This window comes from Acidimicrobiales bacterium (assembly GCA_035546775.1).
Classification (GTDB): Bacteria; Actinomycetota; Acidimicrobiia; order Acidimicrobiales; family JACCXE01; genus JACCXE01.
On the sequence record DASZWD010000044.1, the window covers coordinates 45,526 to 71,256 of the forward strand.

Genomic DNA, 25,731 nt, shown 5'->3' on the forward strand with positions numbered 1-25,731 from the left:
CCGGCGAATCTACGAGACACACTGGGGCGTGCGCGTCGTCGCCGTCCTTCTCGTCTGCGTCGCCGCGATGGCGGCGTGCGCCCGCGAGACCGATTCCGGCGTCGGCGTGCCGATTCGGGTGGTGTTCAATCACGACGGCGAAGTCGTCGAGCCGCCGATCGCGAGCGTCGCACGCCGCTGGACACACAAACAGGCGCTGGCGGCGGTCACCCACGAGTTTCCCGACGGCACGACGCAGGTTTGGTTCGGCTCGTACCAAGGCAAACCCGCGTGGCTGGCGATCACCGTGGCGCGCGGCTACACGTTCGGCGTCTACGCCGATGGTGAGACGCCGCTGCATCTCCTCAGCGGACAGATCGTGGCCCGAGGCAAGCCGCCGGTCGTCAACGCGGCCCCGGCGCGGCGCACGTACGACGGCCGACTGCACGTCACGTTCGTCACGGCCGGTCCGGGCGCGATCGGCGCCACGCCGAGCAGGTGGATGGTCGAGCCGGCGCCCGCACGCGTGCATCCGATCCAGGCGCGTGCCGTCGCCGAGCAGCGCGCGCACACGGCGGTCGTCAACCTCGTCGACGCCAACACGCGCGTGTATTTCGGCCTGTTCACCGGCATCGACAACGCCGGCGGAAGCCACGCCAAGACGCCGGCGTGGCTGGTGATCGGCAGCCACCTGCGCCTGCTCAGCGAGGGTCCCGGATCGCCGCCGGACTACGGCTACGGCGTCACCGCGTTCAGCGACGATCTAACGCAGCCGTGGGTGTCGGGCCGCATCCAGCTCGTCCAGCGACCCTTCGCCTACTGATGTCCCGACGGGGGGGTCAGGCGGCGGGCGACGCGCGGAGGCCGAGGCGGCGGTGCACGACGTTCGTGAGCAGCTTGCCGCCGATGAGGTAGCCGAGGCTGAGGGCGATGGCGCCGCCGAGGGCGTCGGTCCAGTAGTGGTTGGCCGTCACCACGATGCAGAACAGCGTGATGAACGGATACAGACCCATGAGGATCTTGCCCCACAGCGGCTTGATCATCGGCACGAGCACCAGGGCGCACCACGACGACCACGCGAAGTGCAGCGACGGCATGGCCGCATACTGATTCGAGATCTTCGCCATCGTCCCCGAGTCAAACGACCACAGCCCGCCGATCTTCTGCAGCGTGTCGACGAAGCCGTAGTGCAGGCCGTGGTCGGCCAGCAGGCGCGGCGGCATCAGCGGGTAGGTGGCGAAGCCGAGCAGGGCGATGGCGACGGTGACCGCCAGCGTGTTGCGCCACACCGGGTAGCGGTGCGGCGCTCGCTTGAACATCAGCGTGATGGCGATGATCGTGACGATGAAGTGCGCCGAGCCGTAGAACACGTCCCAGAACTGGATGAACCAGTGCGCCCCGATGAAGGCGTGCTGGATGCGGTGCTCCTGGAACAGCCCGAGGTCCTTCTCGAACCGAATGACCTCTTTGGCGTGGTGCAGCGCCGCCGTGGTCGAGTTGTCGGACAGGCCGAGGTTCCGCACGGCGGTGTAAACGCCGTAGAAAATGCCGATCGTCAGCAGTTCCCGCCACCAGAACAGGCGCGGAACGACGGGTTCGTCGGTGGTGGGTTCGACAGTGGCAGTAGTCATGCGGCGTCTGCCGAAACTTTACGGCGGGAACTGCCCGCGGCGAACGCGGGCGCGCCGATCAGGCTGACGATCAGCATCGAGCAGTAGTAGATGAGGCCGAGGCCGATGGCCTGCTCCTTGGTGACGCCGAGCGGGTGCAGGAACAGATACAGCGCCCCCTCACGCACGCCGAGGCCGCCGACGGTGAGCGGCAGCGTCTGCAGGATGGCCACCGCGGGGAAGAAGGCGAGGATGGCGGTGAAGCCGACGTGGATCTCGAGCGCCTTGCTCTCGAGGAACACCGCCACGAGCACGCTCGCCTGGTAGGCGACGCTCGCCAGGATCACCTCCAGGGCAAGGGCCGGGTGCCGCCGGAAGTGGTCGACGCCGAGGTGGATCGCCCCGGTGAAGCGCCGCCAGCCGGCCGCCCCGCTGAAGCGGCGCCCGACCCGCGGGTTGCCCACGGCCACCAGGACGCCACCGAGGAGCAGGAGCGTGACGGCGCCGACGCCGGCGTCGACGGCCGTCGCGTGGCCGAGCTGGCGCAGCGTCGGGTTCACCGCCAGGCCGCCGAAGGCCAGCGCCGGCAGCACGATCCAGCCCGACATGCGCTCGAGCAGCACGGACGCAAACGGCGCAGCGGTGTCGCCCGTCTCGGCACCGAGGCGGGTGACGCGCAGCACGTCGCCGCCCACCGTCGAGGGCAGGAAGTTCCCGACGAACAGGCTCGCCAGGTAGTGCCGCGTCAACTGAAGGAGCGAACTGTCGACGTCAAGGGCCGCCAGCACGCGCTGCCAGCGGAAGGCCGACAACACGACACCCAACAGCGTGAAGGCCAGCGCCACGGCGACGAGCACGAGGTTGTGGGCGTTGCGATCGGGCAGCACCTTGCCGAGGTGCACCCGTCCCGCGAGCACGACCGCGATGACGACGGTGGCCACCAAACGAGCCGCCACGATGACTCGTTGGCGCGAGAACACGGCGCGTAAGTTACTTGGCTTGTCCCGTGTCATTGCCGTTGTGTTCCTTGCGCTCGTGGCGACCGGTTGCTCGGGCAACGGTGACGCCGGCCCGACCGCCAAGCCCGAAGCCGTGGTTGCGAACGCGCCGCAGATCACCATGGCGCTCGGGAACGCGCGCGTCGTGGGCGCGGCGCCCGGCGTCACGGCGACCGGACGCGTCGACTTCGCTACCGGTACCGACACGCTCACCGTCGCAGGCCTCAAGAAGGACGACCCGCCGTTTGGCGTGACCGAACCCGCCGCCATGATCGACCTGCTGCGCGGCGTCGTCGACGTCAAGGCGTACGGCGGCGCCGAAGTGCAGGGCGAGGGCACCAAGCGCTACGAGGTCGACATCAACCTGCCCAAGGCGATCGCGGCGACGCCCGAGGCGCGCCGGCCTGATCTGCAAAAGCTCAACGGCGTCGTCGGCGCGGACGAGAAGCTGTGGGCCGACGTGTTCATCGACAAGTCGGGACGCGTCCGGCGCATCCTCATCCCGGTGCACACCGCGTCGAACCGCCCCTACGGTGAGGACCAGACCGAACCACAGGAAGTCAGCGTCGACTACTCCAACTTCGGGAGCGCCTGATGATCACCCGCACCGTGAAGGCCAACGACGTCGAGCTCGCGCTCGTCGAGCAGGGCATGGGCAACGCCGATCGCGTGCTGCTCGTGCACGGCTTCGGCGGCTCGAAGGAAGACTTCACGCACTACCTGCCGCGGCTCGGCGCGCTGGGGTGGCACGCGGTGGCGCCCGACCTGCGCGGCCACGGCGACTCGTCGAAGCCCGACGACGAGTCGGCGTACTCGCTGGCGCAGCTCGCCGATGACCTGCGAGCCCTGCTCGACGCCCTCGGCTGGGACGACGCCGTCGTGCTCGGCCATTCGATGGGCGGCATGGTGGTGCAGGTGTTCGCGCTGGGGCACCCCGGGCGCGTGCGGTCGCTCATCCTCATGGACACGAGCCACAAGTTGCCCGACCACGTCGACCCGTCGATGGTGGCCGCCGGCCAGGCCGTGGTGCGCGAGGGCGGTACCGATCTGCTGGTGTCGATCGGCGAAGGCGCCACCGAACCCGGCCCGCTCGACACCCAGCCCTATCTCGACATGTGCGCGGCGGACCCGGCGTACAAGGCATGGTCGGACTTCAAGACGCGCAACACCGCGGGCCCGGCGTGGGCCGCGCTCGCCGGTGACATGGCGTTACAGGAAGACCGGCTGGAGAAGCTGCGGTCGCTCACGATGCCGACGCTCGTCGTCGTGGGCGAGATGGACCACGGCTTCATGCCCCAGTCGATCGCCATGAGCGAAGCCATCCCCGGCGCGCAACTCGCCGTCATCCCCGGCGGTGGCCACAGCCCGCAGTTCGAGGCGCCCACCGCGTGGTGGGACGTCGTGCGCGCTTTCCTCGACGCGGCGCGCTAACCCACCGAGTGGGCCGGCGTCGGTCCCTTGGCGATGAAGGTCCCGGCGATGCGGGTGACGTCCAGATCAACGGGCCGCAGCTCGAACTCCGCGGTGATGCGGTTGCTCTCGGCACTGATCACCGTCGGCGCGCCGACGGCGTGGGCGAAGAGCTTGACCGTGAAGCCGCGTACGCGCAGCGCCGCTTGCAGCTCGGCGGCGGTCTTGACGAACGAGCTGCCCTTCGCCGTCGACACACGCCGCACCTCGCTGCACGACGGGCGGCATCGGCCGTTGCCGATTCGCACCTCGTGCACTTTCACGCCCGGCAAGCCGAGGTGGTCAGCGAGGACGCTGAGCCGCGCCGGTGACGGCGTGGCTCCGTGCGCCGCCAGCGGCATGCATGCGATGCCCACGACCATGGCGACGGCCGTCACCGCGGTGCGCCACGCGTGGGCGCCGGCGAACAACCACGCGGCGATCGCGGCTGGGACCGGCACGCACAGCCCGAGTGCGAGTCGCGCGTGTTGCAGCCCGCCGACGGCGAACGTGCGGGCGAGCACCGTGCCGGCGACGATGCACGCCCCGCCGCCGATCGCGGCTGCGGGCACACCGCGCCAAACCCGCGGCGGCTCGTCAGGGATGTCGAGGATGCCGGTCAAAAGACCGCGCTGTGACGTCTCCGCACGAACACGAACCCGGCGCCGAGCAAAACCGCCGGCGCGATCAGCAGCCCGATAACGAGGACGATGCCTGACGGAGGTGCCGCCGTCGCCGCGGTATCGCGCAACGCGCTGCGGTTGAGTTGCAACCCATCGGCGTTGAACTGCTGCGTCGTGCCGAGGCCGATACCGGCGATGTCACTGTCAGGCTCGACCGGAGCCAGCGCGATCGTCGGCACGTCGCCGCCCGAGTTGTCGGTGGGCGTGTTGATCGGCGTGATCTCACCGTCGGGCGATTGCGTGATCGGCGTGCCCGTCAACGGGTCGAGCAGTTCGAAGGGCTTCGTGAACACTTCGTCGCTCAGGAACGCGGTGAGCTTGTAGCTCGTGGCCGTGCCGCCGGCCGATTGGATGACGAGGTCGTACTCGTCCTGCGTCGCCACGAACCCGAGTTGTTCCGGCACGTTCTCGATGCTGGTGCCGCCGATCCCGTCAAGGGCGTGGTCGGGCGCGTCGTAGACGTACATGTTGAGGTCCGGGACGGGCCGGCTCACCAGACCCGTCGCTACCGCGTTGAGCGCCGGCACGGTCACCGCGCTCCAGTCGAGCTGGATGACGACGAAGTTGGTGGCGTCTTTCGACAGATTGCGGTTGAGCTTGATGCGATACACGTCGCACAACTGCTCGTAGCCCGGCTGGCTGCGGCAGGCGTCGGGGAAGAAGTCGAGGAGCGGCTGGCCGGCGACGATCACGCTCGAGTACTCGTGCTGGAACGGCGCCGCGTGCGGGGTGAGCACGATGTCGGGCGTGACGGACCCGCTCGCCAGCGTGGCCGACGCCACGTAGGACACGGTGAGCTTGTAGCCCGTGACCGCGCCGGCGTAGGCCTGCACGACGATGTCGTACTCGTCCTGGTCGGGCACGATCTTGATCTGCTCCGGCGACGTCTGGCCGGCGCCGCCGACCTTCGTGGAGTCGAAGGCGCTCGTGGCGTTGTCGAACAGGAACAAGTCGAGGTCCGGTACCTGGGCCAGCGTCGGGTCGCCTTCGGCCTGCCACTCGAGGGTGACGCGCAACTGGAAGTTCTTGTCAGGCGTGCGGTTGACCTTCAGCCGGTGCGCCGCACACGTCAGGCCGATCGCCGCGTTCTTGCGGCAGTCGTCGGGATGCGACTTCACCTCCGCGCTTCCGATCAGCGTTCGTGAGAACTCCATCGGCACGGTGTCGCCCGGGTTGACCACGAAGTCCGGCTTCACGCCCGGCGTGACGCCCGCGCTGGCGGAGGTGGGGGCGAGCACGATCGCGCCGGCGCCGAGGCCCGCCAGGGTCGCAGCGAGGACGAGCACGACGGTGGACGCGCGGCGAGAAACAGAACGGAGCAGCCCCAGCACGGAGTCCAAGTGTAGAGAAGCCTGCGGCGGGAACTAAATGAGCGCTTCGTGGCGGCGGCGCAGCGCCCAGAACCCCGCGACCAACACGAGCAGCGGGAACAGCACCAGCGCGAGCACCAGCACGAAGCCCGACGGCGCCGGACCCGTCGCCGCAGTGTTGCGCAGCGCACTGTGTCCGAATTGCACACCGTCGGGGTTGAATTCCTGCGTCGTGCCGAGCCCGATGCCGGCGATCTGGGAGTCGGCGTCGACCGGGGCGAGCGGCAGCGTGCCGATCGCGTCGCCCGAGTGGTCGGGGATGAGGCCGGCCAGGTTGTTGCTGTCGTCGAGCGGTGCGCTCCCGACGGGTTGACCGGTGAGCGGGTCCAGCACCTCGAACGGCTTACTGAACAGCTCGTCGGTCATGTAGGCCGTCAGCTTGTAGCTCGTGTCGGCGCCGAGGTCGCACTGGACGACGACGTCGTATTCGTCTTGGGTGGCCGTGAAGGCGGCGCGCTCGGGTTCCGTGGAGTCGTTGCCGCCGATGGCCTGGTAGCCCAGTTCGTGCGTCGGCGTGTCCCACACGTAGATGTTGAGGTCTGGCACATAGCCGAGGCCGAGGCCGGCCGCGACGAGCGCGAGGTCGGGCAGCATCGTGCCGTCCCAGTCGAGCTGGAGGACCACGAAGTTCTGCGCGCCCTTGGCCGTGCTGCGGTTGAGCTTCAACCGGTACACGTCGCACAGGCCGTTGTACGCCGGGTTGTTGCGGCAGTCGTCGGGATGCTGGTGGACGACGGGATACAGCGCCGGCTCACCGTTCTCACCCGCCAGCACCGTCGAGTACGTCTTGGCGAACGGGGCCTGATTCGGGCTCAGCACGATGTCGGGGGTGACGTTGCTGATCTTCGACCCGCCGTTCTCGTAGTACACGGTCAGCTTGTAGCCCGTAATGGCGCCGGCGAAAGCCTGGACCACCACGTCGTATTCGTCCTGGGCCGGCACGAACTTGGCCTGCTCGGGCATGGTGCTGCCGGCGCCGCCGACCTGGCCGTCGTCGAGCGACGAGTTCGGGCCGGTGAACACGAACATGTCGACGTCGGGCACCGAGTTGATGCTGCCGGCGGCCGCGGTCCACTCGAGGACGATGCGCAGCGTGTAGCCCGCCGCGCGGTTCACGTGGATGCGCCGAGCGTCGCAGGTGAGGCTCTCGACGGGATCGGTGCGGCACGCGCTGGGCGGGTTGGTAACCGCCCCGCCGTTGCCTACCAGCGTTTTGGAGAACGACTGCGTCTTGGTGTCTCCGGGGTTGACGGTGAAGTCCGGCGTGTGCGGCGCGAGCGCGTCGGCCTGGGCCCGCGTGGGCGCAAGGGTGAGTGCGAGTACCCCGGCAAACGTCAGCAGTAGCGACGTGACGAGCGCGATGAACCGACGCTGAGTTGTCACTGTCCCAAATGTACCGTCAGGTGAGCAGGGCTTGACGGCGCCTTCGAAGGGCGAAAACGCCAACCGCCGCGGTCGCGAGCGGGACGGCCACGAGGCCCAGGACGAGCGCGACGCCCGAGGGCGGTTTGGCAGTGGCCGCGACGTCACGCGTGCGCGGCGGTAACGCGAAGCCGTTCGGGTTGAACTCCTGCGTCGTGCCGAGGCCGATGCCGGCGATGTCCTGATCGGGGGTCACCGATGCTTCGGGCAGCGCGATCGTCGGGGCTTCGCTCGACGTGTCCGCCGGCGGCGTGAAGGTCGGCTCGGGACTCGACGTGTCGCTCGGCGCCGCGGTGTTGCCGAACTGGTCGAGCACTTCGTGCGGCGCTGTGAAGATCTCGTTCGAGAAGGTCAGGTGCAGGTCGTAACCCTGGTTGACACCGGCGTCCGCCTGGACGGTGATGTCGTAGATGCGCTGCTTGGCGGTGAACCCGCCGCGCTCGGGTTCGTTGAACGACGCCGCGCCTGTCGGCTCGTCGTTCGGATCGCCGGGACCGGTGACGGGATCGAGCGTGCCCGGCGCGTTCTCGCCGAGCCAGTGGTCCTCTTGGTCCCACACGTAGACGTCGAGGCCGTTGACCGGCGGTGGGTTGAGTCCGAGCGCGACGAGGGGCAACGACGGCAACTGCGTCTGGTTGAAGTCGGCCTCGATGAAGACGGTGTTGTCCGCCCTCGGATCCGGGTCCAGGTTCAACACGATCCGGTACGCCTTGCACGTGAGCGGCGCGACGCTCTCGTCGAGCGACGCCGCTTTGCCGCGGCACGCGCTCGGCGGATAGATCTCCTGGTCGCCCACGAGCGGCGTCGTGTTCTTGAGCACGATCGACTGACCAACCGACAGCGTCGCCGTCGGCTTCACCGACGGAGCCAGCGGTTCGGCGGCAACGCCGCCGGAACCGGCGACCAGGACCAGGCCGACGGTCGCGACGAGCGCGACGCACCCGGTGATGCAAGCGATGCGCGCCGCGGCTCGTCGCACTAGGGGTTCCTGGCGGACAGGAACGTCAGCGCGTGGCCCCCGTAGCCGTTACACGGATCGTTCGGTGACTTCGTCGTCGTGAACTCTTGTTGCGGGAAGGTGCCGTACAAATACCGCTTGGCGTTTTGCACCATGCGCCAGCAGCCGGCGTTCTGCGAGTTCGGTGCGGTGGCGTTGGCGTCCCACCACATGGCGACGCCGTCCTTCACGCAGCTGTAGTCGTCGGTGTTGTAGAAGCACGCCGGCGTGCCGGGGTCGTCGGACGCGATCTTCGGGATGGCGTGGTAGCCCTTGTCGATCGACGTCGGGCCGAGCTTCGGCCCCGCCACCTGGATGCCGGTGAAGAGCTGGCGGAAGCGTTCGTAGAGGTCACAGGCGCGCGACCGGATGTCCTGGTCGGGGGCGGAGGGATCGGCGTCCTTGTAGGCGAGGAAGCAGGGCTCCTCTTCGAACTTCACCTTCTTCGTCTGGTAGGTGACGACCACCGCGTGGCCGCCGAAGGCGCGCGCGTTCTGGTACTGCGTCGACACGAACCCGTCGGTTTCGGCGTCGCCCAACTGGACCCACTCGGGGAAGTAGTTCATCTGCGCGGCCGCGTCGCTGAACTTGGACTCCATGCCGCCGGGCCAGATGATCGTGGTCACCGGGCCCCCGGCTTGTCGGGGGTCGGAGAACTTGGCCATCTGCGTTCGGCCGTACGTCTGGTCGGTCTGCGGGTCGTTGTTGTCGGCGTAACAGCACGTGTCCCACGTCGCGTTGGGGATGTTCGCCTGGTCGATCGGGCACTGCTGCTTGATGTTGGTCATCACGAGGTCCTTCAGCTTCTGGAGCTCGGGATGCAGCTTGTCGGTCGAGTAGATCAGGCCGTACTTGCGCTTCTTGCCCACGAGGTCGCCGCCGGCGAACGTCGTGGTGTCCGATGCGTTCTTGATCTGCTTGCAGAAGAAGTCGGCGTACTCCTGCGCCTGGTCCTCGAGCGTGGGGGAGTAGCCCCACACCAGCTTGGGATACTGCTGGTAGAAGCTGCGCTGACGGCCGAGGAAGGCGCCGAAGTTCAGCACGCCGCGCTTGGTCATTGCTTCGAGGTAGGCATCGTTCGATGCCAGCGAGTCGGAGATGACGGCGAAGGGCTGGATCTTCTGGTAGTTGTCCGCCGCGTCGGCGCGCTTGGTTTCGGGGCCGTCGTCGGAGCGGCTGCCGTAATAGACCCAGAAGTGGGCGTGGCGGCAATAGAGCTGATAGCGGTCCTCGAAGTACTTCGCCCAGCCCCGCGTCAATCGCGCGTAGATGTGCTCGTCTTGCGCTTCGGGTTGATCGAGGTCGTAGTACTTGTTCGCCGGCCGGCTCTCGTCACCGCGGCTGGTGCCGGTGTCGACGATGCCGGAGTCCTCGTAGAGGATGATGCGGATCTCGTTGCCGGTGACGCCTTGATAGGTGGCGCCGCCGTTCTGGTTGCAGTTCGGATAGTCGGGCACGCACGGCGGGGCGAGCGGATCTTCGGTCTGTTTGGGGCCCTTGGGCGTCTGGACGCAACGCTTCGTGCTGCGGTTCTTGCCCGGGTCGCTCTGCTGCGTGCCTTGGTCGCCGCCTTCGGCGCCGCCGGTGTTGATCGACGAGCTCTGGCCGAGCCCGAATTGGTCGAAGTTTCCGATTGGCGGCGGCGTGGTGTCGTCCTGGGGCGGCACCGGCGCGTATTCGAGCGTGGTGGAGGGGTTCGTCTGCGGGAGATTCAGCGCGCTCGGAAGAACGATCAGCGCGATGAGCAAACCACCGATGAGAAGAAGTAGCGGGGCGCCTTTTCTCGCGTTTTGCGATCCAGCGCGCCCCGGCCCAGCTGTTGCCGCCATGGCCACGAATCGTAGCGATGAGGTCAAACGTCGCGGCATCGCGTGTGTTGCGGCCGCGTGAATCGAACGGACGGACCAGGTTCGCACGAGAAACCCGACGTATGCTGGCTTGCCTGGGGCGCAGCACAAGCGTTCCCGTTCACGTACGTAGACCCTGAAGTGAGGACGCTCCCGCGCCATGGCACCTCGTAAGACCGCTTCCCGTGCAGTCGCGACCGCTCGCAGTTCGAGCGCTTCGTTGAATGCTCAAACGTTCAAGAAGAACTTCGACAAGATCGTCGACAACATCGAGACGGTGTTGAAGGGCAAGCCCGACGTGGTCCGCCTCGCGCTCGTTGCCATCCTGTGCGAGGGCCACATCCTGTTCGAAGATGTGCCGGGCACCGGCAAGACGGTGCTCGCCCGCGCCATCGCCCAGTCGATCGACGCCACGACGCAGCGCGTGCAGTGCACGCCCGACATGCTGCCGGGTGACATCACCGGTTCGTCGATCCTCGACCAGAAGACCGGCAAGTTCGAGTTCCACCCGGGTCCGGTGTTCGCCAACGTGTTGCTGGCGGACGAGATCAACCGTGCGACGCCCAAGACCCAGTCGTCGCTACTCGAGGCCATGGCCGAGCGCCGCGTGTCGGCCGACGGCGTCACCTACGACCTGCCGCGACCCTTCCTCGTGCTCGCCACGCAGAACCCGATCGAGCAGGCCGGCACGTTCCCGCTGCCCGAAGCGCAGCTCGACCGCTTCCTGTTCAAGATGTCGATGGGCTACATGGACCGCGGCGCCGAGTTCGACGTGATGTTCGCCAACTCGGGTCAGCTCGCCATCGAGGACCTCGGGGCGGTCACCGACACCAAGGAGATTCAGCGGATGATGGCCTACGCCGGCGATGTCGAAGTCGGCGACGACGTGGCGTATTACATCGTCGACTTGGTGCAGGCGACGCGCAACGACGCCCACATCGCCATGGGCGGTTCGCCGCGAGCCACCATCAACTTGCTCAAGGCGTCGCGCGCGCTGGCGGCGAGCGACGGGCGCACCCACGTGTATCCCGACGACGTGCGCACCGTGCTGCCCCACATCATGGCCCACCGCATCGTGCTCAACCCCGACGCCATCCTGCGTGGTGAAGACGTCAGCAACGTCCTCGACCGGGTGACCAACCAGGTGAAGCCGCCGGTTTCCGCCAAGAAGTAAGTCGTCAGGGGCGCACCGCTACTCCATGCCTACCGGCACCCAGAAGCTGTCCCTCGGCCGTCGGCTGCGCGCGCGCTACGACGCGCTCAGCGATGCACTCGCGCCCGGCGCGCTGCGCAAGCGCACCGAAGAGATCAAGCGCAAGACCGGGCTGCGGGTCTACGGCGTCGTCGCCCTGATCGGTGCGGTGCTCGTGTGGCTCATGGCCCGGGTCGTGGCCGGCACCGCGATGTATCTCTTCGCCTACGGCCTGGTGCTGCTGTTCGGCATCTGCTTCTTCCTGGCACCGCGCAACCTCAAGCTGAAGGGCGAGCGCGCTGGCTTGTTCCCGCGCGCGCACGAAGGTGACCGCCTCGAGGTCGAGGTGTCGCTCGAAGCCCAGCGGGGCGTGTCGACCTTCGTGCTCGAAGAGCGCGTCCCGGAGCGACTCGGCCAGCCCGTGCGCGTGCCGATCACCAAGTTGTCGTCGGGCGAGAAGCTGACCCATCGCTATTCGGTGCGCTGCACACGCCGCGGCGTCTACGACGTCGGTCCACTCGTCGCCGTGAAGGGTGATCCGCTCGGCCTGACCCAGCGCGAGACGCTGATCGCCGAGCCTTTCCAGCTGCTCGTGCATCCGCGCATCGAGGTGGTGTCGGACCGCCCGCTTACCCGTCAGTTCGAGGATCCGCCCATCCGTCCGCCGGTGTCGAAGCCGTGGCCGTCGGGTCTCGAGTTCTACGGCATGCGCGAGTACAAGCCGGGCGACGACCTGCGCCGCATCGTGTGGCGCGCCTCGGCGCGTACCGGCAAGATCATGGTGCGCGAGGCCGAGCAGGGGATCACGGACAAGATCACGATCATCCTCGACACCGACCGCGGCTCGCACAGCCGCGACGGCGAAGGCCTGTCGGAGAGTTTCGAAGCGGGCGTGCGCGCCGCGGCGTCGCTCGCAGTACGTCACCTGCGCGAGGGCTACGAGATCAAAGTCGAAACCAACGGCGGGCCGCTCACGCGGTCGCTGCGCGGGGCCCAGCAGCAACTGCCGCTGCTCGACGCGTTCGCCAAGGTGGAGATGGGGCGCGAGCCGCTCGGCACCGTCATTCGTCGCCTGCTCGGCAACGCGCAGCGCGACGCCCACAACATCCTCATCACGCCCCACCTCGGGGCGGGCGAAGCGGCTCAGCTCAAGCTGCTGCTGAACAAGGGTGTATCGATCCTCGTCGTCGCCCTCCTGTGGAACGAGGAGGAGAGCGAGACGGCCGGTATGGCCGCCGCTCTCGGTTGCCAGGTGGCGAGCGTTCGTCCCGGCGGTGACCTCGCGTCCGCGCTGTTCAACAACATTGGCGCCGGGAACCGGGTGTAGGTGTAGCCGTGGCCACCACCGAACAAGACCTCAAGGCGCTCGAAGAAGACGTTCTCGAACGGCTGAGCAGCGAGGCCGGCGGCGTCGAAGCCGACATCGAAAGCGCCGCGGCGCAGCCCGAAGAGACCGAGCCGGAACAGCCCGTCGCCCGCCTCGCCATCGCCATCGCCTTCCCGGTGATCGCGGCGGCCGTGATGGTCGGCGGCGTCTTCACCGGCGTGTCGCCGCGCATCTACGGCGCCGTTGCCGGCCTGCTCGGTATCGGCCTCGCCGTCGTCGCCAATCGCCAGCGGCGCCTCGGCGCCACGCTCGGGATCGTCGCCGCCGGCATCTTCGTAATCGGTGCGCTGATGCTGCTGCCCGACGTCGGCAACATCGGCTCGATCACCACACTCGTAAGAGAAGCAAACCAGCAGGGCGACGTGCTGCGGCCACCGGTGCCGTTCGTGCCCGGTTGGCACGTGGTCATCGGTTGGTTGATGGCGGTCGTCGGCTTCTCCGCCGCCTGGGTCGCGCTCGCGTTCCGCAAGCCCGCGCTGGCGCTCGTCATCCCGGTGCCCTTCGCTGCTCTCGCCGGCATCAGCGTGCCGAAAGACCAGCAGGTCACATCGGGCATCGTCGTGCTCGTCCTGTTCGTGTTCGGCCTCGTACTGCTGTCGTCCAACTCCGGGCTCGAGGGCGACGAAAAGCCTTCGGTCGGCTACGAGCTGCGCAACGCCTTCCGGTCGTTGATCGTCATCGCCCCCGTCACCGTGGCGCTGATCGTGGCCAGCCAGCTGAACTTCCTCTTCCCGAAGCCGGCGATCAACCCCGCCGAGCAGCCGCAGAAGCCGAAGACGACGCCGCTGTCGAAGGTCGTCGACCGGCCACTGTTCCGCGTCCGCTCGGACCTCTCCGGTCCCTGGCGCATGGGCAGCCTCGACGTGTACGACGGCAAGGACTGGCGCCTCGCACCGGTTGCGGACGCCAACGTCAAGAACGTGCCGAAGAGCGGCATCATCGACCCGGAGTTGACGCCCCGCATCGACGCTCACTTCCAGGTGCTCGGCTTGACCGGCGCGGTGCTGCCTGGTTTGTCGAACACGGTCGGCCTTCAGGCCAAGGGCATCGTGCCGTCCTTCGACTACCGCTCCGGCAACATCCGCCTCGCGGCCGGCACGCTCAAGCGCGGCCAGGAGTACACGGTGCTCGCTGCCGGCCTGCCGTCGATCAAGGACCTCGAGGGCGCGTCGACGTCCATCCCGGCGGACGTTCTGAAGTTCACCGAGGGTGTCGGTGACCCGCCGCCGGCGGTGGTGAAGCTGCTCAACCAGGCGAACGCGTTGCCAACGCAGTGGGATCGCTTCGATTTCCTGCGCAACTACGTGCTCGACAACGTGGTGGCGACCGGACCCGGTGTGCCCGTGTCGATCGACTCGGCGCGCGTGGATCAGATCCTCACGAGTCTCGAGGGCACGCCGTATGAGATCGTCGCCACGCAGGCGATGCTCGCCCGCTGGATCGGCCTGCCGTCGCGCATCGCGTTCGGCTTCGACGGTGGCGAGGACGTCGGGAGCCACACGCTTGAGATCCGGCCCAAGAACGGCGCCACCTTCGTCGAGGTGTACTTCCCGGGCTTCAAATGGGTGCCCGTGGTCGGCGTGCCGAAGCACGCCAAGCCGTCGCTGTCGAACGACAGCGGCCAGCAGCAAACCAACCCGAACATCCTGCCGAGCGACGAAGTGAACGTGTCGGTGTTCTTGCCGACGATCACCGCACCGAAGTCCGTTTTCGGAAAGCAACTGCTGCGCGGCCTCGAGATCGGCGTGCCGATCATCCTGCTCATTCTCCTGATCTATTCGACCTATCCGGCGCTGCGGAAGGCGCGCATCCGGTCGCGCCGCCGCGGGGCCGCCGCGGCGATCGGACCCCGCGCGCGTATCGCGCTCGCCTACGCCGAGTTCCGCGACGTCGCCACCGACTTCGGCTTCGCCCACCCGAGCGACACGCCGCTCATGTACCTCGAGCGTTTCATCGACGACGACGAGCACACCGAACTCGCCTGGCTCGTCACGCGTGTCCTGTGGGGCGACCTGCAGGACGACGCCAGCTTCGAGCTGGCGGTGGCAGCCGAAGAGCTGTCGCGTTCGCTTCGCCGCCGCCTCGGCACCGCGCAGCCCGCGACGGTGCGGTTCGTCGCGGCGGTGTCACGCTTGTCGTTGCGCAATCCCTTCGCCCCCGATCTCAATGCAGCTCTTTCGAGCGGGAAGGAAGCAGATGCTGCAGAAGCTGCTGCCTAGGAACGTCGCGATCGCCTTCGTCGCCCTGAGCGCGTTCGGCGCCACGGCGTGCGTCCATCAGGACGCGCCCGGCGTGGGTCTCGTGAAGTTCGACTCATCCGCGGTGTTCGGCATCGCGCCCCAGGACAAGCCCGACGTGCCCGACTTCTCGCTGCCGCTCGGCACCGACTTCAACCTGCCGGCACTGCCGACCGTCCGCCCCGATCTGAACAAGATCGACGAGGGCCCGTGCCCGGCGGCCAAGCTCACGGCGTTCCCGAAGACGTCAGCGACCGTGCGCGTGCAGGGGCAGCCCACCGAAGGCCTTTACAAGTGGAAGCGCGACCTCGTTGAGGCGAAGGGCGCCAACAAGGTGACGAGCCTGCCCTTCGTGCTCGAAGGCCGAGCCATCCGTCGCATCACGAAGGACAGCGACCACCAGTTCAGCTTCGAAATGGTGGCGCCCGACTCGTTCGTGCCCGGCGACACGATCATCACCGGGTTCCGCGTCAACACCAATCCGAAGCTCGAGGTGGACCGCAGCGTCGCCGCTCGCACCATCGGCGTGGTCAACGTGCCGGGTGCCGACGTGCGCGTCGCGGACCCAACCGACGCGCCCGGCATCTTCATCACGTCGATCGACGTGCAGAACGACAAGGGCACGCGGGTGTCGTCGTTCCATCCGGTGCAGCCCATGCTGATCGCGCCCCTCGAGGGTGGGATCCTGCGTTCGGGCCAGGAGTTCCGCAGCATCGGCATTGACGAGCTCAGCGGCGCCGCCATCCTGAACGACGGCGTCGTCGGGCGCACGAGTCGTATCGACGCCTGCGGTGAGATCGTCGAGGGCTACGCCGTTTCACTCCACCAGATCCTGACGAGCGACATCCAGTCGACGCTCGGTGACGATCCCACCGGTACGGTGCTGAACGCCGGCGACCGGCAGGAAACTCGCGAGGTCGGCTACACGTTCGCCACCCAGTACGGCGCCCTGCCCATCTCCGAGACGCTCTCGCTCGGCGACTTCGAAGCCGACGCCACCGCCGCCCTCGGCAAGTGGGAACTCGGTGCGCTCACGCCCTCTCCGCTACCGGACTCCGTGAAGTAGCGAGGCCACCCGAACCGAATGCTCAACAACCTCCTCCCGGTCGGTAGCCGGGCCCGATCAATTGCCTTCAGCGTCGCCGCTCTCGTCGTCGCGCTGATCTACGTGCAGTTCGTGCTGCCGGGAACTCCCGGCGGTGGTCGCGGCACGCCGATGGCGATCCTGTTCAACGGCCTGGTCAACGGCTGTGCGTACGCGCTCACCGCGCTCGGCCTCGTGCTCGTCTACCGCTCGCTGCGCATCATCAACTTCGCGCAGGTCGCGCTCGGCGCCGTCGGCGGACGGTTGTTCTTCCTCTTCATGCAGTTCACCCCCGTGCCGTTCCCGATCGCCATCGTGGTGTCGATCGCCGTCGGCGCGGCGATCGGACTCGCGGTCGACCTCACCTTCGGCCGCAAGTTCTTCAACGCGTCGCGCGTCGTGCTCACCACGGTGACGATCGCGTTGTTGCCCATGGTGGGCGGCGTGCTCCCCAACCTGGTGCCGTCGCTACCGATCTTCCCGCGACCGGGATCGCTGTCCGTCCAGGAACAGGCGGGCGCGGTGCCCTCGCGGCCGTTCTTGCCGTTTGCCGGTTGGCACTTCCGGGTCGGCCACTACACGACGAACTACGGGTTCCCCGAAGTGCTCAACATCGAGCTGTTGATCTTCGGCCTGATCGCGGTCGTGTGCATCCTGCGCTACACGCGCGCCGGTGTCGCCGTGCGAGCACTGGCGGAGAATTCCGAGCGGGCGAGCCTGCTCGGCATCCCCGTCGGCAATCTGTCGTCGATCGTGTGGTGCATCGCGGGTGCGCTCGGCACGCTCAGCGTCATCGGTGTCGGGGCGCTCACGTCGCCGGCTGCGGGCGCCGGTAGCGGCGTCGCCGTGCCGCTGCTGCTGTTGCCGTTGACCGCCGCGGTGCTGGCTGGCTTCACCAGCATCCCGATTGCGGTCTTCTCGTCGCTGGTGATGGCGACCGTGGCCAACGCCTTCACCTACAGCTACCCCGAAGACAAGGGACTGCTGTCGTTCGCCTACTTCTTGATCGTGGGCGCGGTGTTCCTCCTCCAGCGGCGTCGGAAGGGTCGCAGCGAAGAGGGCTCGGGTGTGGCGTGGGCGGCAGTGAAGGAGCAGCGCCCGATCCCGAAGGAGATGGCGAAGGTCGCCACTGTGCGCACCACCCGTTGGGTGCTCGTCGCCGTCGTCGGCCTGTTCGTCCTCGTCTATCCGATCATCGTGCCGGCCCGTTACCAGTTCCTCGGCGGCACGATCCTGCTGCAGTCCATCATCGGTGTGTCGCTCGTCGTCCTCACCGGTTGGGCGGGTCAGATCTCGCTGGCGCAGTTCTCCTTCGCCGCCGTCGGTGCCGCCGTTGCGGGCGCGCTCACCGCCCGCCACGGCATCCCGTTCTGGTTCGCCGTCCCGATCGCGACGGCGGTGGCCGCGGCGTTCGCCGCGCTCATCGGCATCCCGGCGCTGCGCCTCAAGGGACTGTTCCTCGCCGTGACGACGCTGGGACTCGCCATCGCGACGAGCGACATCCTGTTCGACGACAAGTACTTCGGCTGGCTGCTGCCGAAGGGTGCCGTCGATCGCCCGCGCCTGTTCTTCCTCGACTTCCAGCAGGACCGCCCCACCTACTACCTGTGCCTCGCCTGCTTGGTGCTCGTGATCGTGATCACGCTCAACCTGCGGCGCAGTCGCTTCGGCCGGCTTCTCATCGCGATGCGCGAGAACGAGGCGAACGTGCAGAGCTTCGGCGTGTCCGCCACGCGGCTCAAGATCACTTCGTTCGCGGTGTCCGGGGCGATGGCGGGCTTCGCCGGCGCGGTACTCGTGCACCAGCAGCGCGGCCTCGACCCGCAGCTGTTCGTCCCGCAGCGCAGCCTCGACGTGTTCCTCTTCACCGTCATCGGCGGCGTTGGCTCCGTCGGCGGCGCTCTGCTGGGTTCGCTGTTCGACAACCTGTTCCGCTACTTCGTTCCGAGCAACGACTTCCTGGCCACGGCCACCAGCGTGTTGCAGGGCGGCGGCGCTGCCCTCTTCGTGCTGTACCTGGCGCCAGCGGGGCTCATCGACGTTGCCATCAAGATCCGCGACGCCTGGCTGCGCATCATCGCCCAGCGGCGCCAGATCGTCGTGCCGAGCCTGTTCGCCGACTACGACCCGGCGCTGCTCGAGCGGCGGCTCATCCCGCTCGCCGATCCTGACGCCCACAGCGGCCTGGCCGCCCTTGGCGCCGGCGCGCACTTCCGTCTTGGTTCCGAGTTGCACGGCGGAGCGACGTCGAGCGACACGCGCGCTCTGCGCAGCCGCGACGAGGAGCGGTTGGCGATCGGCGCCGCCGCGGCGTCCGTCGGCGACACCGATGCGAAACCACCCCGCGACGTGGTGGGCGCCACCATGGCGGTCATGGGAGAGGAGCAGTAATGGCCGAGCAAAGGCGCGGCTTCTCGTTCGGCAAGTTGCTGCGTGACACCGGCAAGCAGGCCAGGTTCCTCTCGAACGAGGTCCGTCACTACAGCGACTTGCGGCAGACGCCGTATGGCCTCCAGCCGGTGTTCGTCATCACCGTCGTGTCGTTCTTCCTGACCTTCGAGTCACAGGCGCTCGGCGTGGCGTTGCCTGACATCGGCCAGGACCTGCACATCAGCGTCAGCGGTCTGATCGGTCTGTCGGCGTTCGTGAGTGGGGTCGGCATCTTCGTGGGCATCGGGTTCGCGTATTACTTCGACCGCTACAAGCGGGCGCCGTGGATCGGCCTCGCGACCATCGTCTCGGGTTTCGCCGGCATGTGGTCGAGCCAGGCTCACACCTTCGCCGGTCTCGGCGCGCTGCGCACCCTCGACGACGGCGCCACGCTTGCTCTCGACACGCCATTCTTCTCGCTGCTGTCGGACTATTACCCGCCCGAATCCCGCGGCCGCGTGTATGCCCTGCGCAGCCTCGCCGGCCCGATCATCGTCGCCGTTGCTGCGGTGATCATCGGTCCTGCCATCGACCACTTCGGCTGGCGGGCGACGGTGTTCGTCACCGCGGCCGGCGTCGTGCTGTCGGGTTTCTACGCCCTCTTCCGCCTCCGCGAACCGGTGCGCGGTTACATGGAGCGCCGGGCCATGGGGGCGCCCGACGACCTGGCCCTCGAGGAGGACGAGCCGCTGTCGATCGGGGAGGCGTTCCGCACGCTCAACCGCGTCCGCACGCTGCGGCGCAACTTCACCTCGATCGCCGTCGGCGGCCCGTTCGGCCAGACCCTCGATCTCTTCTTCCCGGTCGTCATGCTCACCCAGTTCTACGGCCTCAACGCCACGCAGCGTTCGTGGCTGTTCCTGCCTTCAATCGCGACGGGCTTCCTCGGCACCCTCGTCGGCGGTGCGCTCATCGACTACTTCTCGCGCCGGCGCCCGAGCCAGGTGCTCGTCGTCATCGGCGTGTTCGGGCTGATGGCGACGTTGTTGTTCTCGCTCATCGCCTTTGGACTGCCGATCTTCTGGGTTGCGGTGGTGTACGCCCTCGCCCGCTTCTTCCTCGGACTCACCGGCCCGGCACGCGGCGCCATCTACTCGCAGGTCACGCCGCCGAGTGTGCGGTCGATGGCCGGCGCCCTCGAAGGCGTCTACAGCTTCCCGACGCTCATCATCTGGACGCCGATGCTGTGGGCGCTCTACAGCACCTTCGGCATCAAGACCGTCATGTTCGCCGGCATCCCGTTCGGCATCGCCAGCGCGCTGATCGACCTGTCGGCGGCGCCGCTGTTCGACATCGACCGCCGCAACGCCTTCGCCGCCGCCATGGCGCACGAGGAACTGCGTCAGTCCCGGGCGCGAGCCGACGCCAAGCTGCTTGTGTGCCGCGACGTATGCGTGTCCTACAGCGGCGTGCAGGTGCTGTTCAACGTCGACTTCGACCTCAACGACGGGGAGATCGTCGCCCTCCTCGGCACCAACGGCGCCGGCAAGTCGACCCTGCTGCGGGCTATCTGCGGCATCAGTCCCGCCAGCGACGGCGCCATCATCTTCGAAGGTCGCGATATCACCAACAGCCTCCCGAACGAGATCGCGGCGCGCGGCATTATCTGCATGCCCGGCGGTCGTGGGGTGTTCCCCGGCCTGACGGTGCGCGACAACCTGCTGCTGGCCAACTGGCTCACTACCAACCCCACCGAAGTGCGCGACCGCCTGGCCGAAGTCTTCGAGATCTTCCCGGTGCTGCGCGAACGCGCCGACGCCAACGCGGCGACGATGTCGGGCGGCGAGCAGCAGATGCTCAGCCTGGCGTTGGCGTTCCTCGCGCGGCCCAAGCTGCTGCTGATCGACGAGTTGTCGCTCGGTCTGTCGCCGGCGGTGGTCGGCGAACTGATCGACATCGTCAAGGAACTGCACAAGCGCGGCCTCACGATCGTGGTCGTCGAGCAGAGCGTGAACGTGGCGCTCACTCTCGCCGACAAGGCGATCTTCATGGAGAAGGGCGAGGTGCGTTTCGAAGGCCCGACGGCCGAGCTCATGCGCCGGCCCGACATCCTCCGTGCCGTCTACGTCAAGGGCACTGGCTCCCTGACCGAGGGGGCGACCAGCCGGGCCGACGTGCAGCGCGCCGACGCCCTCGCCCAGGCGCGGCCGATCCTCGAAGTCGAAGGACTCGTCAAGACCTTCGGCGGCATCCGCGCCGTCGACGACTTGAGCTTTGCGCTGCGTGAAGGCGAAGTCCTCGGTGTCATCGGTCCGAACGGCTCGGGCAAGACGACGCTGTTCGACATCATCTCCGGCTACCAGACCGCCGACGAGGGTCGCATCATCTTCGACGGTGTCGACATCACGAACCTGCCTCCCGAACAGCGCGCCCGGCGCAAGCTCGTCCGCCGTTTCCAGGACGCGCGCATGTTCGGTTCGCTCACCGTGTTCGAGACGATCCTCGTTTCGCTCGAGCAACGGGTCGAGGTGCGCTCGACGTTCCTCGCCGCCTTCGGTGCGCCGCAGTACCGACGCGCCGAACGCCGACTGCGCCTGCGCGCCGAGCGCCTCATCGAGCTGCTCGAGCTCGGCGCGTTCCGCGACAAGTTCGTGAGCGAGCTGTCGACGGGCCTGCGCCGCATCGTCGACCTCGCCTGCGTGCTCGCCGCCGAGCCGCGCGTGCTGCTCCTCGACGAGCCGTCGAGCGGTATCGCGCAGGCCGAAGCCGAAGGACTCGGTCCGCTCCTCTCGCGGGTGCGGTTCGAAACCGGTTGCTCGATGCTGATCGTCGAGCACGACATGCCACTGATCTCCGCGGTGTCCGATGAACTCCTCGCGCTGGAACTCGGCGCGTTCATCGCCCGCGGTACGCCGGAGGAAGTGTTGAACGACGAACGCGTCGTCAACGCCTACCTCGGCACCTCTGAAGCAGCCCTCCGACGTTCCGGGAGTCTCGTTTAACCATGCACGTTCGTATTCGTCACGCCAGCGCGGTGCTGGCACTCGCGCTTTTGGCTGGGGCCTGCGGAGGCGGGGGTGGCGTCGGTCAGGGCCTCAAAGCGAACGGCAAGCAAGGTGGTGAAGGCGCCATCGGCCAGGCGACGACGACCACCGCGGTCGTCGTCGTGACCACCGCCGCGCCCACCGTGACCACCGCCAAGCCGACTGTCACTACCGTGGCGGTGCCGTCGGCTGTGTACACGATCAACTCGGACACCAACGGCCAGTACATCGAGCCGCTCAGCCACGGGGTGCGCGCCGGCTCGCTGGTGCGCTTCCACAACGCCGACTCGATCGCCCACGTGATCGACGGCAAGATCGGCGGCACCGTGGTGATGGGCCCGTCGCCGTCGATCGCGCCCAATACCGACTGGGACGTGCGCCCGACCGTGCGCGGCACCTACGACATCGTCGACGAGCAGCGGCCGTACGCGGCCGGCGTCACCCTCACGGTCAGCGGTTGATGCCACGTCGAACGCTGCGTGCTGCCGTGGCCACCGTCGCGCTCGCGACGGTCGTCTTCGGCGCGGCCTGCAGTTCGAGCCCCAACGGCACATCGGCGGCTGACATCAAGCAACTGCCCGAGAACGAGCTCAGCGGCACGTACCTCGGACTCAAAGCGCAACGCGAAGACATCGGTGGTTCGTTGGCCAACCAGCAGGCCAACGCCTACATCGACGCCGTGGGGTTGTACTCGCTGCGCGACGACAAGCTGCTCGAGGCGACGCTGCAGATCAGCAAGCTGTCCAAGCAGGCGCGCCCCAAGAGCCTGAAGTTCCAGCAGCTCGTCGCCAACCAGATCGGCGGCACGAAGGTGCAGGCGTTCGTGATGGGCGGTCACCACGTGTACCGCTCGTCGCAGCGCAAGCAGAGCCTCACGTCGTGGTTCCAAGGCGACTACTTCATGATCTTGTCGGTGCGCGACACGTACAAGTCGCCGCGATCGCTGCTGCGCGTGCTCGTCGACGAGGTGAAGCCGGCGTGATCAAGCGACTCGTCTCACTCGCCGTCGTGGTGGGCGTGCTGGCCACCGGGCCCGCCTGCGCCAAGAAGAACGAGGACAAACTCAGCCTCCAGAACATGCTCGAGCGGTCCGAGCACGCGTCGGGCGTGTTTCGCTACTCCGACCAAACGCCGCGGACGCCGCTCAACCCCGGTGGTCTGGCGCAGGTCCGCGGGCTCATCGAAGACGACTTCCGCTACAAGGCGCGCCTCACCGTCGACGGCACCGACGCCCTCGACGAGGTCGTGAACGACGACGCACTGGCGGTCCGCTTCCTCGACCCGTCGTTCGTGTCGAAGTTCACCAGCCGCACCGGGGGCGACGCGGCGACCCGGGCGTTTCTCAACGCCCGCTACTGGGTGCTCGACGAAACCGGCGCACCGTCGATCGGCGACGCCGCCGTCACCGATCGCGTCATCGGCGTCGACCCGATCGTGGACTCGCTGTCGGTCGTCGACTACACGCTCGACGCGATTTCCGCCGCGGCCGCGGTGAAGAAGTTCAGCGCCGAGGACATCGACTACCGGCCGCTCGAGGATCCGTTCCCGCAGCCGGCGAAGGGGTCCGGTGTGACGCGCTGGGATCTCGTCCCGCCGAACCTGCCCAAGGCCGACGCCCTCGACACCGGTCAGGCGTCCGCGGCCAACCTCGCCCGCGTGCAGAACTTCCGCAAGATGGCGATCTACGTCAAGGACGGCAAGGTCATCCAGATCCGCGAGCAGATCGCGGCGAAGTTCGACCTGCTGAACAAGTTCAACGACTACATCGTGCGGCTCATCGGCAAGCTGAACAAAGACCAGCTGCCGAGCGTGCAGCGCCAACTCGCGCAGGCGAAGAAGGTTGGCCCCGACGTGCTCGAGGCTTTGCTGAACCTGTCGCTCAACCAGGTGCTTGTGAGCAGCGGCGAGCAGCCGGTGCGCTTCCGGTCGATGATCTACGAGTTCACCGGTCAGGGAACCAAGGTGCACGCCGACCTGCCGGCGGGACCCGACGTGAAGGAAGGGGCGCTCGACTTCTTCGGCGTCAACTCCAAGATCACCGCCGAGAAGCAGACGACGAATGCCGGTGCCGCCGGACAGGCGAGCGCGACGACCACCACCGTGCCCGACTCGACCGCCACCTCGGCGCCGTAGCCGATGTGTGCAGCGCGCCGCGTGGCGGCGTTGGCGACGAGTGCCGTCATCACGCTCGGTGCCTGCGGCGGTGGCTCGTCGAAACCGGTGGTCGCCCTTGACGGCTCGCCGCGTATCGCCGATGCCGAGGGCGTCGTGCGGCAGGCGTCGATCAACGGCATCACTCTCGACGGCGGCCGCCACTACGACGTCAGCAAGCAGCTCATCAGCTTCTCGACCTACAACCGCCAGCTCGTGCCGCTAGTGCGCATGATCGGCGACTACGTGCAGGTGGGGCTCAAGGGCAAGACCGTGGTGTGGATCGCCAAGATCGGCGTCGTGTCCGTCGACACCACCGGCCACGCAACCACCCAGTACCAGGGCGAGCTGGTGAAGGTGAAGGGGCCGCAACTCATCTTCCGGGACGGCACGGTGCTGACCCTGGCCAAGGGGCTGCACGCGCCGGCCGATCCTCTCGGTGCGACCTTCGTGGTCATCGACGCCGACCATCACAACGTGCAGGGCGCAACGTTCGCCCCGAAGACAGAAACGACGAACAATGCGGGAAACTAAGACCATGCGGAGATTGCGGGGCGCCGTCGTGCTCGGCGGCGTGATGGCGTGCGTGCTGCTCGGCGTGCAGCACGCCGGCGCCACGTCGGACCCGCTGTGGGCCAAGCAGTACGGCCCCCAGATGATCGGCGCGCCGGCAGCGTGGCAGCGCTCGACGGGCCAGGGCGTGAAGGTGGCGGTGCTCGACACCGGCGTCGACGTCGACCATCCAGACCTCAAGCCGAACCTGGACCTCGCCGACAGTCACGACTTTTCGTGCAACGACGACAACCCCGACGACGAGCCGAAGAACGGCGGCGGCCACGGCACCCACGTCAGCGGCACGATCGCCGCGGTGGCGAACAACGGCATCGGCGTCGCCGGGGTCGCCTACAACGTGAAGCTGATGGTCGAGCGCCTCTCGCTCAGCGGGGGTGGGTGTAACGGCGTCGTCGCCGGTCTCACCCAGATCACCCAGGCGGTGAACTACGCCGTCGATCACGGGGCCAAGGTGCTCAACCTGTCCCTCGGCGAGGGCATCCACATCCCGGGCTTGACCAACACCGTGACGCAGTCGTGCGAGAGCGCGTTCAGTCGCGGGGCGCTGTGCGTGGTCGCCGCCGGCAACAGTGGTGAGACCAAGAGCTCGGGATATCCCTACGACTCCAACTTCATGGTGGTCACGGCCAACGACAACACCGGCGCCCACGCGTCGTTCGGGCAGAAAGCCGACACGAAATGGGGCGTGTCGGCTCCGGGCGTGGACGTGCTGAGCACGTGGCCGCTCGACGACCCGAACAACTCCACCGGCTACAACTCGATCCAGGGCACGTCGATGGCGACGCCGCACGTCGTCGGCGCGGCGGCGTTGCTGTTCGCCACCGGCCTCGACAACAAGGCCGTCGCCGAAACCCTGGTCAAGACCGCTGGGCCACCGCGTGACAGCACGGTCGAAGGTGCCGGGATCATCCACGTCGACCGCGCCCTCGGGTTCGAGACGACGGAGACGTCGCTCGGGCAGCGCGCCGGCACCGGCGCGGGCACGGTCACCCGGGGCGGTAACCGCGCCTCGGCCGGTGGTGGCTCTTCGGCGATCGCTCCGACGACGACCACGCCGCCGACGACGCAGCGCCAGGGCGGGGTGTCGTTCGAAGAAGGCATCACGAAGGACAACTCGAACAGCCTCGACGCAATTCAACTGAAGCGGGCCACCAAAACCGGCGCCAGCAAGCCGTTCAACGCGGCCGCGCCGCTCGTGGTGCTGTCGATTGTCGCGGCCATCGCGGCGATGGCGATCTTTATCCCGCGGTTGCGATCGAAGGACGCGCCTCCGCTGTCGTGAACGGCGCCGTGCCGTAGCACCAGCACGTTCGCATGACCGGCCGCAAGGGCCGTGAA

General features: G+C 67.8%; 21 protein-coding genes. 14 read left to right on the top strand and 7 right to left on the bottom strand.

Going from position 1 to position 25,731, the window contains the following annotated elements:
* Positions 1 to 28: 28 nt before the first annotated feature.
* Entirely contained in the window at positions 29 to 802 is a 774-nt protein-coding gene (locus VHC63_10795; protein HVV37080.1) for a hypothetical protein, read from the top strand.
* Positions 803 to 818: 16 nt separating this feature from the next.
* Here the strand turns inward: VHC63_10795 and VHC63_10800 are convergent, their stop codons facing one another.
* Positions 819 to 1,610 carry a phosphatase PAP2 family protein gene (locus VHC63_10800; GenBank protein HVV37081.1) on the bottom strand — a complete coding sequence of 264 codons (792 nt, stop codon included), beginning with the start codon at positions 1,608 to 1,610 and terminating at the stop codon, positions 819 to 821.
* A complete protein-coding gene (locus VHC63_10805; GenBank protein ID HVV37082.1) occupies positions 1,607 to 2,545 on the bottom strand; it encodes a lysylphosphatidylglycerol synthase transmembrane domain-containing protein in 939 nt (312 codons plus the stop codon). The genes VHC63_10800 and VHC63_10805 overlap by 4 nt, the downstream gene beginning before the upstream one ends.
* 43 nt (positions 2,546 to 2,588) lie before the next feature.
* On the opposite strand from VHC63_10805, the gene VHC63_10810 reads away from it, so the two are divergent.
* Positions 2,589 to 3,182 carry a hypothetical protein gene (locus VHC63_10810; protein ID HVV37083.1) on the top strand — a complete coding sequence of 198 codons (594 nt, stop codon included), beginning with the start codon at positions 2,589 to 2,591 and terminating at the stop codon, positions 3,180 to 3,182.
* Positions 3,182 to 4,018 carry an alpha/beta hydrolase gene (locus VHC63_10815; GenBank protein ID HVV37084.1) on the top strand — a complete coding sequence of 279 codons (837 nt, stop codon included), beginning with the start codon at positions 3,182 to 3,184 and terminating at the stop codon, positions 4,016 to 4,018. The genes VHC63_10810 and VHC63_10815 overlap by 1 nt, the downstream gene beginning before the upstream one ends.
* On the opposite strand, the gene VHC63_10820 is transcribed toward VHC63_10815, so the two are convergent.
* From VHC63_10820 to VHC63_10840, 5 genes are read right to left on the bottom strand one after another with little or no spacing between them, the layout of a single operon-like run.
* Positions 4,015 to 4,659, bottom strand: a complete 645-nt coding sequence (locus VHC63_10820) for a hypothetical protein (protein HVV37085.1) — start codon at positions 4,657 to 4,659, stop codon at positions 4,015 to 4,017. The two genes, VHC63_10815 and VHC63_10820, sit on opposite strands and share 4 nt — an antisense overlap.
* Positions 4,656 to 6,050, bottom strand: coding sequence for a hypothetical protein (locus tag VHC63_10825; protein ID HVV37086.1), 1,395 nt, complete (start codon positions 6,048 to 6,050; stop codon positions 4,656 to 4,658). Before VHC63_10825 ends, VHC63_10820 begins: the two co-directional genes overlap by 4 nt.
* 33 nt (positions 6,051 to 6,083) lie before the next feature.
* Positions 6,084 to 7,472 (bottom strand): hypothetical protein, encoded by a 1,389-nt coding sequence (locus VHC63_10830; protein HVV37087.1) that lies wholly within the window; start codon positions 7,470 to 7,472, stop codon positions 6,084 to 6,086.
* Between the two features lie 16 nt (positions 7,473 to 7,488).
* Positions 7,489 to 8,490 carry a hypothetical protein gene (locus tag VHC63_10835; protein ID HVV37088.1) on the bottom strand — a complete coding sequence of 334 codons (1,002 nt, stop codon included), beginning with the start codon at positions 8,488 to 8,490 and terminating at the stop codon, positions 7,489 to 7,491.
* Positions 8,490 to 10,256, bottom strand: coding sequence for a hypothetical protein (locus VHC63_10840; protein ID HVV37089.1), 1,767 nt, complete (start codon positions 10,254 to 10,256; stop codon positions 8,490 to 8,492). The genes VHC63_10835 and VHC63_10840 overlap by 1 nt, the downstream gene beginning before the upstream one ends.
* 319 nt (positions 10,257 to 10,575) lie before the next feature.
* Between VHC63_10840 and VHC63_10845 the strand changes: the two genes are divergently transcribed.
* The 11 genes from VHC63_10845 to VHC63_10895 are packed head-to-tail and all read left to right on the top strand — an operon-like array spanning position 10,576 to position 25,675.
* Positions 10,576 to 11,529: a MoxR family ATPase gene (locus tag VHC63_10845; GenBank protein ID HVV37090.1), complete on the top strand. Its 954-nt coding sequence runs from the start codon at positions 10,576 to 10,578 to the stop codon at positions 11,527 to 11,529.
* A gap of 25 nt (positions 11,530 to 11,554) precedes the next feature.
* Positions 11,555 to 12,874 (top strand): DUF58 domain-containing protein, encoded by a 1,320-nt coding sequence (locus VHC63_10850; GenBank protein HVV37091.1) that lies wholly within the window; start codon positions 11,555 to 11,557, stop codon positions 12,872 to 12,874.
* An 8-nt stretch (positions 12,875 to 12,882) separates the two neighbouring features.
* Positions 12,883 to 15,153: a DUF3488 and transglutaminase-like domain-containing protein gene (locus VHC63_10855; GenBank protein HVV37092.1), complete on the top strand. Its 2,271-nt coding sequence runs from the start codon at positions 12,883 to 12,885 to the stop codon at positions 15,151 to 15,153.
* A complete protein-coding gene (locus tag VHC63_10860) occupies positions 15,131 to 16,237 on the top strand; it encodes a hypothetical protein (protein ID HVV37093.1) in 1,107 nt (368 codons plus the stop codon). Before VHC63_10855 ends, VHC63_10860 begins: the two co-directional genes overlap by 23 nt.
* A gap of 18 nt (positions 16,238 to 16,255) precedes the next feature.
* On the top strand, positions 16,256 to 18,646 hold the full coding sequence (locus tag VHC63_10865) for an ABC transporter permease (protein ID HVV37094.1): 2,391 nt from the start codon (positions 16,256 to 16,258) through the stop codon (positions 18,644 to 18,646).
* Positions 18,646 to 21,627, top strand: coding sequence for an MFS transporter (locus VHC63_10870; GenBank protein ID HVV37095.1), 2,982 nt, complete (start codon positions 18,646 to 18,648; stop codon positions 21,625 to 21,627). The genes VHC63_10865 and VHC63_10870 overlap by 1 nt, the downstream gene beginning before the upstream one ends.
* Before the next feature lie 2 nt (positions 21,628 to 21,629).
* The gene (locus VHC63_10875; GenBank protein ID HVV37096.1) at positions 21,630 to 22,130 is read left to right on the top strand and encodes a hypothetical protein; all 501 of its coding nucleotides are present in this window, start codon (positions 21,630 to 21,632) and stop codon (positions 22,128 to 22,130) included.
* Positions 22,130 to 22,651, top strand: a complete 522-nt coding sequence (locus VHC63_10880) for a hypothetical protein (GenBank protein ID HVV37097.1) — start codon at positions 22,130 to 22,132, stop codon at positions 22,649 to 22,651. The genes VHC63_10875 and VHC63_10880 overlap by 1 nt, the downstream gene beginning before the upstream one ends.
* A complete protein-coding gene (locus VHC63_10885) occupies positions 22,648 to 23,802 on the top strand; it encodes a hypothetical protein (GenBank protein HVV37098.1) in 1,155 nt (384 codons plus the stop codon). Before VHC63_10880 ends, VHC63_10885 begins: the two co-directional genes overlap by 4 nt.
* A gap of 3 nt (positions 23,803 to 23,805) precedes the next feature.
* Positions 23,806 to 24,354 carry a hypothetical protein gene (locus VHC63_10890; protein ID HVV37099.1) on the top strand — a complete coding sequence of 183 codons (549 nt, stop codon included), beginning with the start codon at positions 23,806 to 23,808 and terminating at the stop codon, positions 24,352 to 24,354.
* 4 nt (positions 24,355 to 24,358) lie between these two features.
* Positions 24,359 to 25,675 (top strand): S8 family serine peptidase, encoded by a 1,317-nt coding sequence (locus VHC63_10895; protein HVV37100.1) that lies wholly within the window; start codon positions 24,359 to 24,361, stop codon positions 25,673 to 25,675.
* The last annotated feature ends 56 nt before the right edge of the window (positions 25,676 to 25,731 follow it).